Below are 19,219 nucleotides of genomic sequence, written 5' to 3' on the forward strand. Positions count from 1 at the left end.
TGGCCGTGGTCTACAGCTTCAGCGTGATCTGCGCGGTGCCCGGTTCGTCCGGGATCATCCGCTGGCTGAAGCCCAGCTCCTTGCACAGTTCCAGCATTGGCCGGTTCTCCAGCAGCACGTAGCCCCACAGCTCGGCGAGGCCGCGGCGGCGGCAGTCGTCGACCAGGTGCTGCATAAGCAGCGCACCGAGGCCGCGGCGGCTCCAGTCCTGTTCCACCAGCACCGAGAACTCGGCGCTGTCGGTGGCCTCGTCCATGTAGATACGGCCCACGCCGCGCATCTCGGCCGGCTTGATGGATTCGTCCATCAGCACATAGGCGGTCTCCAGCATGGGATCGATGCGGCACAGCCGCTGCGCCATCGGCGTGGGCAGCTCGGACATCGCGTGCAGGAAGCGGCGGCGGATGTCCTCCGGTGACAGCCGGGTGAAGCAGCGCTGCATCGCCGCCACGTCGCCCGGCTCGATCGCGCGCAGCACCAGTTCGCGGCCGTCCTGGGTACGCACCTGCTCGCCGCGCGTCGACGGCACCACCTTGGGGCGCGCAAAGCGCTCGCTGCTGCGTGGCGGCAGCGAGGCATAGCGGGACGGCGCAGAAAAGTCGATGGCGGGATTCATGGCAATTCCATACTTTTGCGTATTGTGTGCAACGCAACATGAATTTGCAATGGCGAGCCCCGCGGTAAGCTGACGCATCTGCGGCGAACCGTCGCTGCTATTGGCTTGCCCATGTTGCAGTACGGGGTGGTATGGGCGTGGCAGACAGGGAGCGCATCACTCCGCACAATGCAGGGCTGGATTTCCCCGGAGCACGGCATGACCCGCAAACCGGCAAACGGTCTCACCGCGGCCCAACTGGAAGCGCTGTGCGGCCACTGGCCCGGCGTCACCCGTGATACCAAATGGGGCGTCGACATGGTGTTCAGCGTCGGCGGCAAGATGTTCGCGGTGATGCCGTCGGACGGCAGTGAAGGCGGGCGGCTGTCGTGCAAGGTGGCCGACGACCGTTTCCTCGAACTCACCGACCAGCCCGGCATCGTCCCCGCGCCGTACCTGGCGCGCGCGCACTGGATCTCGATCACCGAACCGCAGCGTTTCGCCACGGCGGAGCTGGAGGCGTTCATCCTCGACGCCTATACGCTGGTGCGCGCGAAACTGACGAAAAAACTGCGGGCGGCGCTGGGGCCGTTGCCAACCGTCAAGGTGAAGCAGAAATGAAACAGCATCTCGGCGCGCTCGCGCTGCTGGTCGCCGACTACGACGAGGCGATCGCCTGGTACACCCGTGCGTTGGGTTTCGAGCTGGTGGAGGATACCGACCTGGGCGGCGGCAAGCGCTGGGTGCTGCTGGCGCCGCCGGGTTCCCGCGAAACGCGTTTGCTGCTGGCGAAGGCGAACGGCGACGAGCAGACCTCGCGCATCGGCAACCAGACCGGCGGTCGCGTGTTCCTGCTGCTGCACACCGACGACTTCCAGCGCGACTGGCAACGCATGCGCGCCGAAGGCGTGCACTTCTGCGAGGAACCGCGGCAAGAGGCCTACGGCACGGTGGCGGTGTTCGAGGATCTGTACGGCAACGGCTGGGATCTGCTGGAACCGAAACGCTGAGCGCTTGCAAAAGATCGCGCGCCAATGCGTAGGGCGGGCACTGCCCGCCGCTCTGGCCATCAAGGGCCGGCGGGCAGTGCCCGCCCTACGAGGCTGCTCTTGCGAATCCCGAATCCCGAATCCCGAATCCCGAATCCCGGCCTTCAAGAGCATCGCCCGCCAGCGGGCTGCTACCAGATCAGGTCGTCCGGCACTTCGAACTGCTTGTAGTACTCGTCGTCCGGGTCGTTGCCGCCGGCGGTATCTGCGCGGCCGTGGTCCAGCACGACCATCGCCGCGTCGCGTTCGTACACCTTGTCGGCGGCCTCGCGCGGCAGCAGTTCGTAGCCTTCGCCGTGGCGCACGATCACCAGCGTGCCGCCGGCCAGCTGCGCGCGCAGCGCCGCGTTCACCAGCACGTCCCTGATCCGGTCGCCGTCGGTGAAGCGATAAGCGATTTCCCCCTCGCGCTTCACCTTGTGCGCCTCGACGATCTGCCGAATCTGCGCACGCGCTTCGTTCGCGCGCGTCTGCGCATTGCGTTCCGCGGCGATGGCGCGGTCGCGCTCGGCCTTCTCCGCCTGCAGCCGCCGCGCTTGCAGTTCTTCGGCACTCGGCGCCACCGGCGCCTTGCCCTGGTGCTTCTTTGCCTGCTCGCGCGCGGCCTGCGCCACCTGGTTCTTCTTGACCAGGCCGGCCTTGAGCAGTTGTTCCTGGAGTGGATTGCGCATCGGACTTGCCGGGGGACGTCTTGTGGGGATGCAGGAGAGCGGTGCGTTGCGGCGGCTCAGTCCGCGTTGTCCGGCTCGAAGAAGCTCCAGCGCACATCGCCGAATTGCGCTTTCATCGCCGCCTCGACAGTGTTGATCGCATCGATCAGGTTGGCCGTGGGCTGCATGCGGGCTTTCACCGCCACCATCACGTCCGGGCCCATCTGCAGGGTGATCAGGTTCAGCACCTCGGCAACTTCGGGGCGGCTTTTGAGGAAGCTCATCAGCTCGTCGCGGCGGCGCGGCTCGACGCCCTGGCCGATCAGCAGCGCCTTCACCTCGATCGCCACCAGCACCGCCACCACGATCAGCAGCACGCCGATCGCGATGGTGCCGCCGGCGTCGAACATCAGGTTGCCGGTGAGCATGGTGGCGCCGACGGCGAGCGAGGCCAGGCACAGGCCGACCAGGGCGGCCAGGTCCTCGCCGAAGATCACCAGCAGTTCGCTGGAGCGAGTTTCGCGGAACCATGTCCACAGGTCCTGGTCGCCGCGCGCCTTGTTCACTTCCTGCAGGCAACCGCGCATCGAGATGCCCTCGACCACGATGCCGAACACCAGCACGCCCAGCGCCAGCCACGGCCACTTCAGCGGCTCGGGGTTGGTGAGTTTGTGGATGCCCTCGTAGATCGAAAACATGCCGCCCACGCTGAACAGCAGGATCGCCACCAGGAACGACCAGAAGTACAGCGCACGCCCCCAGCCCAGCGGGAATTCGTCGGACGGAGGCCGCTTCGCCTGGCGGATGCCGAGCAGCAGCAGGCCCTGGTTGCCGCAGTCGGCCAGCGAGTGCACCGCTTCGGCCATCATCGCGCCCGAGCTGGTGACGAAGGCGGCGAACAGCTTGGCCACGAAGATGGCGAAGTTGGCGCCCAGCGCGAGGAAGATGGCCTTGATGGGATTGGCATGACTGGACGACATGCGGCTTCAGTCCCTGGAATGAGGCCGTCCAGTGTACCGGCGGCACAGGACGTTGTGCGGGGCGATCAGTGGATGCCCACCCCCACACCCACGCCGAAGCGGACGTTGTTGCGGCCCTTGTTCATCTCGTCGGTGGTCCACACGTGCGATTGCGCCACGCCGACCAGCGGGAACACATAGTCGGCCTCGCCGACCTTGCCGGCGCGGCTGCCGTTGAGCTTGCCGTTGACGGTCATCAGCGCGCCAGAGGGGTAGTCCAGCGGTTCCACGTAGCCGGACATCACCGCGATGAAGCGGCCGTTGCCGCTGTCGTTCGCCTTCGGGCGCTGCGAGGCATCCAGCGGGTAGGCCAGCAGCTCGATCTCGCTGTGATCGGCGAACACCTTGACCTGCACGATGCGCCCGCCCCAGATCACCTCGCGGTTGCTGAAGTTCTCCGGCGATTGCGCGACCTGGAACGGCGCGGCGGTGACCGCGGCGCCGCTGGCCTTGTAGATCGGTGGCGGGGCGCAGGCGGCCAGCAGCATCAGCAGAGCGGCCGGCGCGGCGAGGCGGATCGGCTGGGAGGCGAGGCGGATGCGCATGGTCGTGCTCCTGGGGGGAAGCCTGGATGCGCCGAGCTTAGCGGCGCCCCGGGGTTCGCGGTAGTCGCGACGCCGGCAATGGGCTGGGCGTGTTCAGCTGGCTGCCGGCTTCGTCCAGCAGCCAGTCCAGTTTCCATTCGGCCGGGCGCTCCTGCGAGAGCAGGCTGGCCAGCATGCGCAGCGGTTCGCGCAGGGTGTCGTCCAGTTTCCACGGCGCGTTGAGGATGACCATGCCCGAGCCGTTGAGGCGCAGCGGCGAATCGTCCGGATGCACCAACAACTCGGCGCGCAGGATGCGCTTCACCCCGCTGTGCTGCAGCTTGCGCAGGAACGGCTGCACCTGGCTGCGCAGCTTGATCGGGTACCACACCGCGTAGACGCCGGTGGGCCAGCGCGGCAGGGCGGTCTTCAGCGCCTGCTCGATCAGCTTGTACTCGGCCTCCTGCGCCTCGTAGGGCGGGTCGATCAGCACCAGGCCGCGCTTCTCCTTCGGCGGCAGCAGCGCCTTCAGCGCCTCATAGCCGTCGCGCTGGTGCACGTGCACCTGTGGGTTGCCGCGGAACAGTTCGCGCAATTTCGCCGCTTCCTCGGCATGCAGCTCGCACAGCTGCGCGCTGTCGCCCGGGCGCAGCGCCCGGGCGACCTGCAGCGGCGAGCCGGGGTAGTACTTCAGGCCGTGCTCGTTGCCTTCGCCGCCGAGGATACCGTCGCGCCAGCGCCGCAGCAGCGGCGGCAGCTTCTCGGCCGGGTGCAGGCGAGCGATGCCGTCGTGATACTCGCCGGTCTTCTTGGCCTCGTGGCCTTCCAGCGCATAGCTGCCGCTGCCGGCATGGGTGTCGACATAGCAGAACGGCGTGGATTTGGCCTGCAACGCCTCGACCAGCGCCAGCAGCACGACGTGCTTGAGGACATCGGCGAAATTGCCGGCGTGATAGGCGTGGCGGTAGTTCATGGCGGTCACGGCGGCGGGGTGGACCAGTATAGAGGGGCTGGGGCCATGCTCCCCGGGGCGCGACGTAACCTTTCCTGCACATTGGCCGGTGCAGGCTGCGCCTGTTGCAGCGTTGCAACCGGCCGGACGTGCGGCTCCGGCTGTCCATCTGCGCGGAGAATCATCATGACGTTTTCGCCAAGAATCATCGTTCCGATGGCCGCTGTCGGCCTTTGCCTGGCATTTGGCACGGTCAGCGCCCAGGACACTGGGGGCATGGCGCCGGCATCGCCGTCGAGCAGCATGGGGCACATGGACCAGATGGGCGGCATGCATCAAGGCATGCATCAAAAGATGATGCACCACAACAAGAACGGCAGCATGCACATGATGCCGGCCACAGTGAGCTCGGTCGACACCAAGACCGGCCTGGTCGAGGCGGACTCGGAAGGCATGTCGCTGCGCCTGCACTTCCCGCCCGCTTCGGTGGCGAACCTGAAGGCTGGCGACAAGATCACGCTGCACATGGGCTACACCAAGTAGCGTTGGGCGACCCTCCGCGGTGGGCGTGCCGGCGAGGTCCGGTGGACCCTCGTCCAGGGTTGAGGCCCGCCGGCACGAACCCTATGCTGTGCCGATGAACCGCCCACTGCGCCATGCCGCATGCTTGCCGTCGCTCCGGGCGATGGCCTGGTTGGCGTGGCTGATCCTCGCGCTGGTGCCGCTGCACGGCATGCCGCGCGGGATGGTCGGCGACGCGAGTGGTGCGACGCCTGCGGCGGCCATCGCGCACGCGGCCGATCACGGTCGGCAGGTCATGCCGGCTCCGACGGACTGTTGCGGCGATCTGCACCACGACCAGCACGGGTCGACGGGACCGGCCCAGTGCGCGGCGGTATGCGACAGCGTGCTGCCGTCGCCGGTCATGGCCGGGCTCGTGCCGGTGGCGCCGGAGTCGCCGCATGTTTCTTCCTCCGTCCTGGCGGCGCCCAGTGTTGTCCACGCAGTGCCATTGCGGCCCCCGGTCGGCTGATTCCACCCGCTGCGATAGCGCTTTCGCGCCCGCCCTGCAGCGGGCGTGAAAGCGGCCCTTGATCGGCATCGGCCGCCGATGCCCCCTCGAAGGAAGTGAACGTGAATCCATTTTCCCCATTGCCCGCGACCGACCTGTCGCGGCGGCGTTTCGTGCAGGGCCTGGCCCTGGGCAGCGCGGTGGCCGGCTTTGGCCTGCTGCGTCCTCCGAACGCCTGGGCGCTGACCAGCCCGGGACAGCCCACCGTGCTCAGTGGTACCGACTTTGCGCTGGACGTCGTCGAGACCGCCGTCAACTTCACCGGCGCGGCGCGGCCCGCGATCACGGTCAATGGCAGCGTGCCCGGTCCCTTGTTGCGCTGGAGGCAGGGCACCACGGTAAACCTGCGCGTGACCAACCGCTTGCGTGTGCCGACTTCGATCCACTGGCACGGCATCATCCTGCCGTTCCAGATGGATGGTGTGCCCGGCATCAGTTTCGGCGGCATCGCGCCGGGCGAAAGCTTTCTGTACCGGTTCCAGGTGCGCCAGAGCGGCACCTACTGGTATCACTCGCACTCGGGTTTCCAGGAGCAGAACGCGTTGTACGGCCCGCTGGTGATCGAGCCGGACGGCCCCGAGCGCTACCCGACCGACCGCGATTACGTGGTGATGCTCAACGACTGGACCGACGAGGATCCCGAGCGCATCTATGCCAAGCTGAAAAAGCAGAGCGACTACTACAACTTCGCCCAGCCGACGGTGCCGGATTTCCTCCGCGACGTGCGCGCGAAGGGTCTGAGTCAGGCGCTGGCCATGCGCAAGATGTGGAACCAGATGCGCATGAACCCGACCGACCTGAGCGACGTCTCCGGCTATACCTATACCTACCTGATGAACGGCGCCGCGCCCGCGGGCAACTGGACCGGCATCTTCAAGCCCGGCGAGAAGATCCGGCTGCGCTTCATCAACGGCTCGTCGTCCACCATCTTCGACGTGCGCATTCCCGGCCTGAAGATGACGGTGATCGCCGCCGATGGCCAGGACGTACAGCCGGTGCCGGTCGACGAGTTCCGCTTCTCGCCGGCCGAAATCTACGACGTCATCGTCGAGCCGCAGGAGGAGCGGGCGTACACGCTGTTCGCTCAGTCGATCGACCGCAGCGGCTACGCGCGCGGCACGCTGGCGCCGCGCGCCGGGATGGAGGCGGAGGTGCCATCGGTGGACAAGCGCGTGTGGCTGGACATGCGCGACATGATGGGCGCGATGTCGCACGCGGACCACGGCGGCCAAGCCGCGATGCCCGGCATGGATCACGGCGGCATGGACCACGGCAGCATGTCCGGCATGGCGGCTGCACCCGTCGTGCGCCACGCCCGCGCCGAATACGGCCCCGGCGTGGACATGCACGTCGACATGCCGCGCAGCAACCTCGACGATCCGGGCACCGGCCTGCGCGACAACGGCCGCCGCGTGCTGACCTATGCCGACCTGCACACCATCGGCGGCCCGATCGACGCACGCGAGCCCAGCCGCGAGATCGAACTGCACCTGACCGGCAACATGGAGCGTTTCATGTGGTCGTTCGACGGCATCAAGTATTCCGACGCCAGGCCGGTGCACTTCAATACCGGCGAACGCCTGCGCATCGTGCTGGTCAACGACACCATGATGAACCACCCGATCCACCTGCACGGCATGTGGAGCGAGCTGGAAAATCCCGGCGGGCAGTTTCAGGTGCGCAAGCACACCGTCAACGTGCAGCCGGCGCAACGCGTCAGCTACGCGGTGACGGCCGACGCGCCGGGGCGCTGGGCCTACCACTGCCACCTGCTGTATCACATGGAAGCGGGCATGTTCCGCGAGGTGGTGGTGGCATGAGTACGAACCGCCGGATCATTGCATTTTCCGGGCGCCGCCCGTTGCTGCTGGCCGCGCTGCTGCTGGCCATGCCGCTGGCGGCGACGGCGCAGAGCGCGCCGGCCTCGTCGGGCAGCACCGCACCGATGGACATGGGCGCAATGCCGGGCATGGACCACGCCGGCATGCACGGCATGACGATGCCGGCCAGCACCGGCAGCAGTGCGCCACCGGCGGCGAAGACGCCGGTCAAAAAGGCGAAGAAGCCGCACGCCCCGGCCACGCCGGCCGCTGCGCCCGCCGGCGCGCACCCCATGCACGACATGGACCATGGCGCGATGCCGTCGATGGACCACGGCTCGATGCATGGGATGAACCATGGAGCGTCGTCCACCACGCCCGCGGCCTCCAGTCATGTCATGGCGGGCACGGAGCAGCAGGCGATGCCGGAGATGGATCACGGCGCGATGCCCGGCATGGACCATGGCGCGGCACACGGCACGGGAGCGGTGCCGGCCATGGCGATGGGGCCGATGCAGGGCGGCCGCGCACCTGCGGATGCACGCAGCGGCGATTATTCCGACGGCATCGCCGCCAGCCCTGCGCATGGACTGCACCTGCACGGCAGCGCGTTGGCCGGCATGTTGCTGGTCGATCAACTGGAAGCGTTCCACGGCCGCGACGGCAACGGCCAGACGTGGGAAGCCGAAGGCTGGTACGGCAACGACAGCGACAAGCTGTGGCTGCGCAGCGAAGGCGAACGCAGCCGCGGCAAACTCGAAGATGGCAGCGTGGAGGCTTTCTGGAACCGCAACGTCGCCACCTTCTGGAGTACGCAACTGGGCGTGCGCCACGACTTCGGCGAAGGCCCGACGCGCGACTGGGCCGCGTTCGGCGTGCAGGGCCTGGCCCCGTACTGGTTCGAGATCCAGGCCACCGCCTATGTCGGGCCTTCCGGACGCACCGCGGCACGCCTGCGTGCCGACTACGAGCTGCTGTTCACCCAGCGGCTGATCCTGCAGCCGGAACTGGAGGTCAACCTGTACGGCAAATCCGACCCGGCGCGCGGCATCGGCAGCGGCGTCTCGGATGCGAAGCTGGGGCTGCGCCTGCGCTATGAGATACGGCGTGAATTCGCGCCGTACATCGGCGTAGTCTGGGCGCGCCATTTCGGTGCCACGGCCGATTTCGCCCACGCCAATCATCAAGCAGTCTTCGACCGGCAATGGGTTGCCGGCCTGCGCATCTGGTTCTGAGGAGAGCCCATGAAACGACTCATCATCACCTTTGTGATTCTCTGCGCCGTCGTCATCGCTGGCGTCGGCGCCTTCGTCTGGTCCGGCGTCTACGACATCGGTGCCGACGCCCACCACACGAAACCCGTCTACGCGCTGATGCAGGCGCTGCGCGAGCGCTCGATCGATCATCACGCGAAGGACGTCGTCGTGCCGAACCTCGGCGACCCGCAGCTGATCCTCAAGGGCGCCGGCCAGTACGCGGCGATGTGCACCGGCTGCCACCTGGCACCGGGCATGGCCGAGAACGAGATGCGCCCGGGCCTGTACCCGTTGCCGCCCGAGTTGGCAAAATTCCGGCCCGACCCGCGCGAGGCGTTCTGGGTGATCAAGCACGGCGTCAAGATGAGTGCGATGCCGGCGTGGGGTGCCAGCCACGATGACGCCACGATCTGGAGCATGGTCGCGTTCCTGCAGAAGCTGCCCGACATGACGCCGGCGCAATACAAGGACATCGTGGCCAAGGCCCCGCAGGACCACGACATGGACGAGGCGGGCGGCCACAGCCACAGCCATGGTGGGGCCGCCGACGAGGATGCGCATGGTGCGGCGGCGATGGAGGGCATGGCTGCGACCGGCCAAGCGGGACACAGCCATGACGCTGCTGATGGCGATGCCCACGAACACTCCGCCGCGCCAGCAGTCGAGGCGCCGCTGTCGATGGAAGGCATGAAGCCGGGCGCAGCGCCGACGGCCGAAGCGGTGGCGCGGACATTCCAGACTGCGTTGCAGCATGGCGACCGCGAGGCCGTGCTCGCGCTGCTGGCGCCCGACGTCGGCGTCAGCGAAGGCGGCCACACGCAGACACGCGACGAGTACGTCGCCGGCCATCTGGGCGAGGACATCGCGTTCCTGAAGGCCGCGAAGCTGACGCCGGTCTCGCTGGGCTCGATGCCGATGGGCGACACCGCGATGGTCGGCAGCGAAAGCGAGATCGGGGCCACGATGAAGGGCAAGCCGGTTACACTGCGCAGCCGCGAGATGCTCAAGCTCAGGAAGGACGGCGATAGCTGGAAGATCGTGTCCGTCCAGTGGCAAACCACCCCGACAACCGGAGAATGATGATGAAACGATGGTTTTCCCGCATGGGTATCAGCCTGCTGTTTGCCATGCTGTTCGCGCCGGCGGCGTTGGCCGCGAATGCGTTCGACGTCTACCGCGACCCATCTTGCGGCTGCTGTGGCGCGTGGGTCGACCACATGCGCGCGCAGGGGTACACCGTGACCGTGCACCAGGACCAGCCGATGGCGGCGGTGAAGGCGCGTTTCGGCGTGCCGTCCGGTGCGGTGTCTTGTCACACCGCGGTGATCGACGGCTACGTGATCGAGGGGCACGTGCCGGTGGAGGACATCCGCCGCCTGCTCGCCGAACGGCCGGACGCGCGCGGTCTGGCCGCGCCCGGCATGCCGGTGGGTTCGCCTGGCATGGAGATGGGCGCGCCCAAACGCTACGACGTGGTGCTGATCGGCCGCGACGGCTCGACCCGGGTCTACGCGACGCACGGCCCGGCCGCGTGAGCGAAGCCGGTGTCCCGATCGCGTTCCGCTGACTTGATCCGCGTCAATGACGCGCCCGCTGCCGACGCTATAGTGCCCGTGAGATGAAACCCGCCTTCCGCCTCCGTCCGCTCACCCGCCGCCGCCTTGCGTGGCTGGTGGTCGTGCTGCTGCTGTGGCAGCAGGTGGCGGTGGCGGCGTATGCCTGCGTCTCCGCGCCGGCGCCGGTCGCCACGACCGCGGCGGCTATGGTGGTGATGGATGACGGTTGCACGGACATGACGGCGCCGGTCGATCCGCTGTGCCGGCAGCACTGCCAGCCCAACCACGCCACCCAGGTCGATGCGCGCAGCGCCTCGGTGCCGGCCAGCACGCTAGCCGCGTTGCCGCCGGAGTTGCCGTCCGTGGCTGCGGTAGCGTTGCCGTCGCATCGCGCCTTGGTGCGGCAGGAGCAGCTGCGTGCACCGGCCCCCATTCCCCGATTGTTGTTCTGCTCGCTCCTGATTTGATCTGACACGTCGCTGTATCCACTGACGTGGCATCGCCGTGCCTGTTCTGGCACGGTGCAGATTCCAGATCGAGGGAGTGTCCTTCCATGTTATCCATGTATTTCGCCCGACGCCTGCTGGCGCCGGGTTTGGCCACGCTCCTGTGGGGAGCAGTGGCCACGGCGGCAGCCGCCGCCGAACCGCCGCTGACGTTTGCAACGGCTGTCCAGCGCGGGCTGGCGCATGCCCCGCAAGTTGAGGCACGTGCCGCTGATGTCGCAGCCATGCACGAGGAGGCAGCGCGTGCCGGACGCTTGCCGGACCCGGCGCTGAGCTTCGGAGTCGCCAGTTATCCGGTGACCGCGCCGGGCGCCTTCAGCTTGCGCTCGGACGGCGCGACCATGCGCACGGTAGGCGTGATGCAAGCTATTCCGTCGCGCGCGGCTCGCGTTGCCGAGCGCGGATTGGCCAACGCACAAATCGACGCGGCAGCAGCGAACCGCGTGGCCACCACGCAGACCGTGCAGGAGCGTGTCGCCGACGCGTGGATCGACGTATGGGCAACGGAACTTGCGCGCTCGCTGTTGGTTGAATTGCGCGGTGAGAGCACGCTGGCGGTAGAGACCACGCAGGCGCGATTGCATGGCGGCGAAGGCGGGGCGTCCGATGCACTGGCCGCGCGTGCGGCGGCTTCCCTGCTCGACAATCGCCTGGAGGCCACTGACGCGGACCTCGCGGCGGCGCAGGCCAGTCTGCAGCGCTGGGTAGGCCCCATCACTGGCCCACTTGCCGAGGCGCCGGACTTCGGTCGGTTGCCGGTGAGTGAGCAAAGCCTGCAGCGATCCATCGACGAGCAGGCGCCGATGCAGGCGTGGGAGGCGCGCGAACGGGTGGCGCAAGCCGCGCTTGACCAGGCGCGTGCAGCCAAGCACCCGGACTGGAGCGTCAGTGCCGAATATGGCAAGCGTGCGCCACGGATGTCGGACATGGTCACGGTGCAGTTCAGCGTCAGCCTGCCGCTGTTTACCCGCAACCGACAGGATCGCGGCATCAGCGCGAGGCAAGCGCAGCGCGATGCCGTCCAGGCTGACCATGAAGATGCTCGGCGCGCCCAGCAGGAAGCTGTCGCGCGCGCCGCGGCAACCTGGGAGGGCTGGAATCGCCAGATCGCGCGCTATCAGCAAACACTGCTGCCGCTGGCGCGTGACCGCGCGCAAACAGCGCTGGCCGGTTATCGCGGTGGTGGCGTGCTGCAACCTTGGTTGGACGCCCGTCGCGACGAGATCGAACTGCGCCTGAGCTATGCCGCCGCGCTCGCTTCACGCGCACGGTTGTGGGCATCGCTGGCCTATCTATTGCCTTCGGAGGTGACGCCATGAAGCGTCCATTGATCATTTTTTCCGCCGTTTTTTTCGCGGCGCTATTGCTCCTGGCAGGCTACCTCGGCGGCCGCCGCCAACATGTCGGCACAGCAGCCCCCGCGGGCACACCGGTTTCCTCGTCGGCCTCTGCCAAAGAGATCCTGTACTGGTACGACCCAATGGAGCCGGCGCAGCACTTCCCGAAGCCCGGCAAATCACCCATGGGCATGGAAATGGTGCCCAAGTACGCGGATGACGGCGAGCAGGCTGGTGGCGTACGCATCGACCCAGGTACGGTACAGAATCTGGGCATCAGGACTACGCCGGTCGAACGCCGTGTCTTGTCTACTGCGGTATGGGTGCCAGGCACCGTCACGTGGAATCCGCGCGAAGCCACCACGGTCAGCGCCCGCGTCGACGCGGTGATCAACAAGCTGTGGGTGCGTGCGCCGTATACGCAGGTGACGGCAGGCGAGCCGCTGGCCGAACTGCTGGCGCCGCAGTGGGGCAGCGCGCTGGCCGAGTACGACGCGCTGCAGGGCGCGCAATCGGCTGACGCAAAGGCCTTGCGCGTCGCCGCCCGCGAGCGCCTGCGGGTGCTCGGCCTGACCGCCGCGGAGATCCGCACGGCACGCCGTGGCGCGGGCGCGGCGATCACGCTGGATGCGCCGCAAACAGGCATGGTCACCGCGCTGGAGGTACAAGAAGGCCAGCGGGTCGGTGCCGGGCAGACGCTGATGACGTTGAACAGCCTGGCGACGGTCTGGGTCGAGGCGGCGTTGCCGCAGGCGGTCGCCGGCACGGTGCATAGTGGTACGCCGGTCACGGTGAGCGCCGATGCGCTGCCCGGACAGGTGTTTCAGGGCAGCGTGGAGACGCTGCTGCCGGACCTCGACAACGCCACGCGCACCCAGCGCGCGCGCATCGTGCTGGCCAACCCGCGCGCTCAGCTGAGTCCGGGCATGTTCGTCACCGTGCAGTTGAACCCGGTCGCCGGCGAGGCGGTAGCGGTGGTGCCGAGCGACGCGCTGATCGCGACCGGCGTGCAGACGCGGGTGATCGTGGCGGAGGCGGACGGCCGTTTCCGCCCCCTCGCCGTGCGCACCGGCCGTTCGGCTGACGGTTACACGGAAATCCTGGACGGCCTGCAGGGTGGCGAGAAGGTTGTTGTCTCCGGCCAGTTCCTGATCGACTCGGAGGCCAGCCTGTCTGGTGCGCTGGAGCGTCTGGGTGAGGGCGGGACGGTTCCTGCAGCGGCCACCAGCGCCTCCCAGCCGGCCACCTCCCATACCTCGCATGCGGGGCACGCGATGCCGATGGGAGGCCACCCATGATCGCCGCCCTCATCCGCGCCGCCATCGCCAACCGCGTGTTCGTACTGCTGGCCGCGTTGGCGCTGGCGGCGGCCGGCGTGTTCTCGCTGACGCGCACGCCGCTGGATGCCTTGCCGGACCTGTCCGACACCCAGGTGATCATCCGCACCAGTTGGGCCGGGCAATCGCCGCAGGTGGTGGAGGACCAGATCACCTATCCGCTGGCCACCACCATGCTGTCGGTGCCCGGCGCCAAGACGGTGCGCGCGTATTCGTTCTTTGGCGACTCCTACGTCTATGTGCTGTTCGACGACAGCACCGACCTGTACTGGGCCCGCTCGCGCGTGCTGGAGTACCTGAGCCAGGTGCGCGATCAATTGCCGGTCGGGGTCAACCCGTCGCTGGGCCCCGACGCCACGGGCCTGGGCTGGGTCTACGAATATGCGCTGGTCGATCGCACAGGCAAGCATGACCTCGGCGAACTGCGCGCGCTGCAGGACTGGTTCCTGCGCTATCAGCTGAAGACCGTGCCGGATATCGCCGAAGTGGCCAGCCTCGGTGGCATGGAACGCGCCTGGCAGATCGTGCCGGACCCGCGAGCGCTGACCGCGCGCGGCATCACCGTGGCGCAGCTGACTGACGCGGTGCGCGCGGCCAACGGCGCCGGCGGCGGCTCGGTGGTCGAGCAGGGCGAGGCGGAGCTGATGGTGCGCAGCGAAGGCTACCTGCGCAGCCGCGAAGACTTCGAGAACGTGCCGATCAGCACCAACACGAACGGTGTGCCGGTGCTGCTGCGCGAGGTCGCCACGGTGCGGCGCGGGCCGAGCTTCCGGCGCGGCATCGTCGAGCTGGATGGCCAGGGCGAAGTGGTCGGCGGCGTCGCCGTGCTGCGCTCGGGCAAGAACGCGAAGGCCGCGATCGAGGCGGTCAAGGCGAAGCTCACCGAACTCAAGCGCAGCCTGCCAGCCGGCGTCGAGATCGTGCCGACCTACGACCGCTCACAACTTATCGACGCGGCGGTGGAAAACCTGTGGGGCAAGCTGCTGGAAGAGTTCCTGGTGGTCGCGCTGGTATGCGTGCTGTTCCTCGGCCACCTGCGTTCGGCGCTGGTGGCGGTGGTCAGCCTGCCGCTGGGCGTGCTGGCCGCGTTCATCGCGCTGCACCTGCAGGGCGTGTCGGCGAACCTGATGTCGCTCGGCGGCATCGCCATCGCGATCGGCGCGATGGTCGATGCGGCGGTGGTGATGATCGAGAACACGCACAAGCACCTGGAGCACTGGCGCGACGCGCACGACGGCGGGGAACCGCAGGGCGCGGTGCGCTGGTCGGTGGTGGTCGAGGCGGCGGCGGAGGTGGGGCCGGCGCTGTTCATCAGCCTGCTGATCATCGCGCTGTCGTTCATCCCGGTGTTCGCGCTGCAGGGGCAGGAGGGCAAGCTGTTCAAGCCGCTGGCGTTCACCAAGACCTACGCGATGGCGGCGGCGGCCGGGCTGGCGGTGACCCTGGTGCCGGTGCTGATGGGCTACCTGATCCGCGGGCGCATCCGACCGGAACACACCAACCCGCTCAACCGCGGATTGATTGCGCTGTACCGGCCGATCCTGGAGGCGGTGCTGCACCATCCGAAGACGACCCTGGCGCTGGCCGGGCTGCTGCTGCTCACTGCGTTGCTGCCGCTCAGCCGGCTCGGCAGCGAGTTCATGCCGGCGATGGACGAAGGCACACTGCTGTACATGCCCACCGCGCTACCCGGATTGTCCGCGGGCAAGGCCTCGCAACTGCTGCAGCTCACCGACCGCATGATCAAGACCGTGCCCGAGGTCGATCACGTGTTCGGCAAGGCTGGTCGTGCCAACACGGCGACCGACCCGGCGCCGCTGGAGATGTTCGAGACCACCATCACCTTCAAGCCCAAGGACCAATGGCGACCGGGCATGACGATGGCGAAGATCAAGGCGGAGCTGAACAAGGCGGTACAGGTACCGGGCCTGACCAATCTGTTCGTGCCGCCGCTGCGCAACCGCATCGACATGCTGGCCACCGGCATCAAGAGCCCGATCGGCATCAAGGTACTCGGCCCCGATCCATCGACATTGCAGGAGGTGACCGATCGCATCGAGACGGTGGCTCGGCAGGTGCCTGGCGTAGGTTCGGCCATTGCCGAGCGGGCGGCCAGCGGTCGCTATGTCGACGTGCGCATTCGGCGCGTCGATGCCGCGCGCTACGGCCTGACCCAGCAGCAGGTGCAACAGCTGGTGGCGACGGTGGTCGGCGGCGATTCGATCGGGCAAACCGTCGAAGGCCGCGAGCGCTATCCCATCGTGCTGCGCTACCCGCGGGCCGAGCGCGATTCACTCGCTGCATTGAAGGTATTGCCGATCGTCGCCGCCAACGGCGCGCAGCTGACGCTGGCGCAAGTGGCCGACATCAAGGTGGTCGCCGGCCCGCCCCAGCTCAAGAGCGAGAACGGCCAGTTGGCGAGCTACCTCTACGTCGACACCGCCGGCCGCGACCTGGGCACGGTGGTGGCGGACCTGCAACGTGCGGTGGCGCGCGATGTCAAGTTGCCGCCAGGCATCACGGTGGCGTGGTCGGGCCAGTTCGAATACCTGGAGCAGGCGATGCAACGGCTGACCCTGGTGGTGCCGGTCGTGCTGCTGATCGTCTTCGTGCTGATCTACGCGGTGTTCCGTCGGATGAGCGAGGCGGCGCTGATCATGGCCAGCGTGCCGCTGGCGCTGGTCGGCGGCCTGTGGCTGATCTGGCTGCTCGGGCATGCGGTGTCGATCGCGACGATGATCGGCTTCATCGCGCTGGCCGGCGTCGCCGCCGAGTTCGGCGTGGTGATGATGCTGTACCTGCGCCACGCGTGGGACCGCCAGCTGGCGGCCGATCCGCACTCGGGGCCGGCCGAGCTGGATGAGGCGATCCGCGAGGGCGCGGTGCAGCGTGTGCGGCCGAAGGCGATGACGGTGGCGGTGATTCTTGCCGGCCTGTTTCCGATCCTGCTCGGCCACGGCGCCGGTTCGGAGGTGATGCAGCGTATCGCGGCGCCGATGATCGGCGGCATGCTCACCGCGCCGCTGCTGTCGATGCTGGTCATTCCCGCGGCGTTCCGGGTGCTGGTCCTGCGCCGCTTGCGCAGGAACGTCTAGAACGCATGTCTCCAACCCAACCGAAGGAAATCCACGCAATGAAAAAAGCTCTTTTCGCCCTGGCGCTCACCGGCGCACTGGTCGCTGTACCGGCCTTTGCGCTGCAGATGGATCCGAACATGCCCGCCATGCAGCACCAGGCCAAGCCGGCGGAAGCCCAAGGCGTCGGCATCGTGAAAGCCATTGATACCAACGAGGGCACCGTCACCCTTCAGCATCTGGCTATCGCCTCGATCGGCTGGCCGGCCATGACCATGGCTTTCAAGGCTGGCTCACCGGATGTGCTCAAGGCCGCCAAGGTGGGCGACGAAGTGCAGTTCACCGTGCACCCGGCCGGCATGGCGAGCACCGTGACTTCCATTAAGCCCCTGCAAAAGTAGTTGCTGAAGCATTCATCGTGAGCGGACGGATGGTCCGCTCACGCACGTCGTAAAACACGGCTCGCATAGCGCGCCTGCGGGAGCGGGGCGAGATCCCGCGGGTTCCGGTCTACCTTACAGCCCGATGGCCATCGATGCGACCCACATTGGCCACCGCCATCACGACGAACACCACGTATCGGACGAAGACTGCCGCCGCATGTTCGAACTGGCGACCTTCGTCAACAGCGTCGAGGAGTCCACGGCGCTCAATCGCCAGCGCGGGCCGATGATCATCATCTCGGCCAGCGGCATGACGACCGGCGGGAGCGTGCTGCATCACATCGAAGCGTTCGGCCCCGATGATCGCAATGCCATCGTGCTCGTGGGCTACCAGGCCGGTGGCACGCGGGGCGCGGCCCTGGCGGGGGTACGTCGACGCTGCGGACGTTCGGTCGCGAAGTTCCCATCCACGCCGAGGTCATCCAGCTGGAGCGGTTCTCCGGTCAATGCCGCTGGATCGTCGGTGGAATCGACACGGCCCCGCCACCCCTCCATCACGTGGAAGGCTCGGCAAGGACGTGGCCGAACACCGTCGCGAAGGCATCGGCGGCGATCAGGTCGTCGGCGTGGGCGATGTCTGCGGCGAAATAGCGGTCCCTGGCGTAGCGCGGCACGACCCGGCGCACGATGGCATGCGCGGCTTCGAGCGGCTCGGAGGAGCGCAGCGGGCGCCGGAAGTCGAGGCCCTGGCAGGCGGCCAGCAATTCGATCGCCACGATGCGCCGGACGTTGACCGCCACGTCGATGGCCTTGCGTGCGGCGAACGTGGCCATGCTGACGTGATCCTCCTGATTGGCCGAGGTGGGGATCGAATCGGTGCTGGCCGGGTGCACGAGCGTCTTGTTCTCGCTGGCCAGGGACGCGGCAGTGACGTGGGCGATCATGAAACCGGAGTTGATGCCCGGTTCGTCGACGAGAAACGCGGGCAGGCCGGACAGCGTGGCGTCGATCAGCAGCGCGATCCGGCGCTCGGCCAGCGCACCGACTTCGGCGATCGCGATGGTGATCTGGTCGGCCGCGAACGCGACCGGTTCGGCGTGGAAGTTGCCGCCGGACAGCACTTCGCCGTCGTCCGGAAAGACCAGCGGGTTGTCGGAAACCGCATTGGCTTCGATCTGCAGCGTGGTGGCCGCCTGGTTCAGCAGATCCAGGCATGCCCCCATGACCTGGGGCTGGCAACGCAGGCTGTAGGGGTCCTGGACGCGCGCGTCGTCGTGGCGGTGCGACTCGCGAATCGCGCTGCCCGCCAGCAACTGCCGGTAGAACCCGGCGGCGCGTATCTGGCCGGGCTGGCCGCGCACGGCATGGATGCGTGGGTCGAAGGGGGTATCCGAGCCAGCGGCCGCATCGACCGAAAGCGAACCGGCGACGACGGCGGCGGAAAACGCCCGCTCGGCGGCAAACAACGCCATCAGTGCGATGCCGGTCGAGGCCTGGGTGCCGTTGAGCAGGGCCAGGCCTTCCTTGGCGGCCAGACGTATCGGCACGATGCCGGCATGCGCCAGGGCATCCGCGGCGGGTATCCGCACGCCGTTCACGCGCACGTCGCCCTCGCCCATCGCGGCCAGGGTCAGGTGAGCCAGAGGGGCCAGGTCGCCCGAGGCGCCGACGGAGCCCTGCGCAGGGATGCAGGCGTAGATCTGCGCGTTGTGCAAGGCAACGAGCGTCTGCACCACCTCCCAGCGCACGCCCGAATAGCCGCGGGCCAGGGAGGCAATCTTGAGCACCAGGATCAATTGGACGGTGGCGTCTTCGAGCAGGCAGCCCACCCCTGCGGCGTGGGAGCGGACGAGATTGGCCTGCAACTGTTCGAGCTGGTCGTCGACGATCCGGACGTGGGCCAGCTTGCCGAAGCCGGTATTGATGCCGTACACGGGCGCACCTGCGGCGACCACGGTTTGCACGGCGGTGGCGGCGGCGCGCACCGGCGCCTCGCATTCCGGCGCCAGTTCGATCGGCGCATGCGAAGCGGCAAGGCCGCGCAGCTGGGCCAGCGTCAACCGGCTGGGAGTAAGCATTAGCATGGGAT

The 19,219-nt window shown here is 67.8% G+C and carries 19 protein-coding genes and 1 pseudogene; 14 read left to right on the forward strand and 6 right to left on the reverse strand.

Annotated elements, in window-relative coordinates:
• Nucleotides 1-10 precede the first annotated feature (10 nt).
• Nucleotides 11-616 (reverse strand): GNAT family N-acetyltransferase, encoded by a 606-nt coding sequence (locus LRK53_RS08010; protein WP_027492371.1) that lies wholly within the window; start codon nucleotides 614-616, stop codon nucleotides 11-13.
• Between the two features lie 198 nt (nucleotides 617-814).
• Between LRK53_RS08010 and LRK53_RS08015 the strand changes: the two genes are divergently transcribed.
• Complete coding sequence (locus LRK53_RS08015) at nucleotides 815-1,216, forward strand: MmcQ/YjbR family DNA-binding protein (RefSeq protein ID WP_027492372.1); 402 nt, start codon at nucleotides 815-817, stop codon at nucleotides 1,214-1,216.
• On the forward strand, nucleotides 1,213-1,605 hold the full coding sequence (locus tag LRK53_RS08020; protein ID WP_027492373.1) for a VOC family protein: 393 nt from the start codon (nucleotides 1,213-1,215) through the stop codon (nucleotides 1,603-1,605). The genes LRK53_RS08015 and LRK53_RS08020 overlap by 4 nt, the downstream gene beginning before the upstream one ends.
• Before the next feature lie 170 nt (nucleotides 1,606-1,775).
• On the opposite strand, the gene LRK53_RS08025 is transcribed toward LRK53_RS08020, so the two are convergent.
• From LRK53_RS08025 to LRK53_RS08040, 4 genes are all read right to left on the reverse strand, one after another.
• Nucleotides 1,776-2,315 carry a DUF2058 domain-containing protein gene (locus tag LRK53_RS08025; protein ID WP_027492374.1) on the reverse strand — a complete coding sequence of 180 codons (540 nt, stop codon included), beginning with the start codon at nucleotides 2,313-2,315 and terminating at the stop codon, nucleotides 1,776-1,778.
• Nucleotides 2,316-2,371: 56 nt separating this feature from the next.
• The gene (locus LRK53_RS08030; RefSeq protein ID WP_027492375.1) at nucleotides 2,372-3,274 is read right to left on the reverse strand and encodes a cation diffusion facilitator family transporter; all 903 of its coding nucleotides are present in this window, start codon (nucleotides 3,272-3,274) and stop codon (nucleotides 2,372-2,374) included.
• A gap of 65 nt (nucleotides 3,275-3,339) precedes the next feature.
• Nucleotides 3,340-3,858, reverse strand: a complete 519-nt coding sequence (locus tag LRK53_RS08035) for a Slp family lipoprotein (protein WP_027492376.1) — start codon at nucleotides 3,856-3,858, stop codon at nucleotides 3,340-3,342.
• A 37-nt stretch (nucleotides 3,859-3,895) separates the two neighbouring features.
• Nucleotides 3,896-4,810, reverse strand: a complete 915-nt coding sequence (locus LRK53_RS08040; protein WP_027492377.1) for a 23S rRNA (adenine(2030)-N(6))-methyltransferase RlmJ — start codon at nucleotides 4,808-4,810, stop codon at nucleotides 3,896-3,898.
• 255 nt (nucleotides 4,811-5,065) lie between these two features.
• Here LRK53_RS08040 and LRK53_RS08045 point away from each other — a divergent pair, with 255 nt between their 5' ends.
• The 12 genes and pseudogenes from LRK53_RS08045 to LRK53_RS08100 all read left to right on the forward strand — a co-directional run.
• Nucleotides 5,066-5,332, forward strand: coding sequence for a hypothetical protein (locus LRK53_RS08045; protein ID WP_235642613.1), 267 nt, complete (start codon nucleotides 5,066-5,068; stop codon nucleotides 5,330-5,332).
• Nucleotides 5,333-5,426: 94 nt separating this feature from the next.
• The gene (locus LRK53_RS08050) at nucleotides 5,427-5,822 is read left to right on the forward strand and encodes a hypothetical protein (RefSeq protein WP_235642614.1); all 396 of its coding nucleotides are present in this window, start codon (nucleotides 5,427-5,429) and stop codon (nucleotides 5,820-5,822) included.
• Nucleotides 5,823-5,923: 101 nt separating this feature from the next.
• Entirely contained in the window at nucleotides 5,924-7,681 is a 1,758-nt protein-coding gene (locus tag LRK53_RS08055) for a copper resistance system multicopper oxidase (protein WP_027492380.1), read from the forward strand.
• Nucleotides 7,678-8,916, forward strand: coding sequence for a copper resistance protein B (locus LRK53_RS08060; protein WP_235642615.1), 1,239 nt, complete (start codon nucleotides 7,678-7,680; stop codon nucleotides 8,914-8,916). Before LRK53_RS08055 ends, LRK53_RS08060 begins: the two co-directional genes overlap by 4 nt.
• A 9-nt stretch (nucleotides 8,917-8,925) precedes the next feature.
• Nucleotides 8,926-10,017, forward strand: a complete 1,092-nt coding sequence (locus LRK53_RS08065) for a c-type cytochrome (RefSeq protein ID WP_027492382.1) — start codon at nucleotides 8,926-8,928, stop codon at nucleotides 10,015-10,017.
• A 2-nt stretch (nucleotides 10,018-10,019) separates the two neighbouring features.
• Nucleotides 10,020-10,472, forward strand: coding sequence for a DUF411 domain-containing protein (locus tag LRK53_RS08070; protein WP_027492383.1), 453 nt, complete (start codon nucleotides 10,020-10,022; stop codon nucleotides 10,470-10,472).
• Nucleotides 10,473-10,555: 83 nt separating this feature from the next.
• A complete protein-coding gene (locus tag LRK53_RS08075; protein WP_027492384.1) occupies nucleotides 10,556-10,960 on the forward strand; it encodes a hypothetical protein in 405 nt (134 codons plus the stop codon).
• An 86-nt stretch (nucleotides 10,961-11,046) separates the two neighbouring features.
• On the forward strand, nucleotides 11,047-12,318 hold the full coding sequence (locus LRK53_RS08080; RefSeq protein ID WP_027492385.1) for a TolC family protein: 1,272 nt from the start codon (nucleotides 11,047-11,049) through the stop codon (nucleotides 12,316-12,318).
• On the forward strand, nucleotides 12,315-13,634 hold the full coding sequence (locus tag LRK53_RS08085; RefSeq protein ID WP_027492386.1) for an efflux RND transporter periplasmic adaptor subunit: 1,320 nt from the start codon (nucleotides 12,315-12,317) through the stop codon (nucleotides 13,632-13,634). The genes LRK53_RS08080 and LRK53_RS08085 overlap by 4 nt, the downstream gene beginning before the upstream one ends.
• Nucleotides 13,631-16,768, forward strand: coding sequence for an efflux RND transporter permease subunit (locus LRK53_RS08090; RefSeq protein ID WP_027492387.1), 3,138 nt, complete (start codon nucleotides 13,631-13,633; stop codon nucleotides 16,766-16,768). Before LRK53_RS08085 ends, LRK53_RS08090 begins: the two co-directional genes overlap by 4 nt.
• Nucleotides 16,769-16,806: 38 nt before the next feature.
• Nucleotides 16,807-17,148: a copper-binding protein gene (locus LRK53_RS08095; RefSeq protein WP_027492388.1), complete on the forward strand. Its 342-nt coding sequence runs from the start codon at nucleotides 16,807-16,809 to the stop codon at nucleotides 17,146-17,148.
• 124 nt (nucleotides 17,149-17,272) lie between these two features.
• Nucleotides 17,273-17,491 (forward strand): annotated as a pseudogene (locus tag LRK53_RS08100) (MBL fold metallo-hydrolase); the annotation flags it as partial.
• A 193-nt stretch (nucleotides 17,492-17,684) separates the two neighbouring features.
• Here the strand turns inward: LRK53_RS08100 and hutH are convergent.
• Complete coding sequence (gene hutH, locus LRK53_RS08105; protein ID WP_051257545.1) at nucleotides 17,685-19,214, reverse strand: histidine ammonia-lyase; 1,530 nt, start codon at nucleotides 19,212-19,214, stop codon at nucleotides 17,685-17,687.
• Between the last annotated feature and the right edge of the window lie 5 nt (nucleotides 19,215-19,219).

Source organism: Rhodanobacter thiooxydans, from assembly GCF_021545845.1.
In the GTDB taxonomy this organism is placed as follows: domain Bacteria; phylum Pseudomonadota; class Gammaproteobacteria; order Xanthomonadales; family Rhodanobacteraceae; genus Rhodanobacter.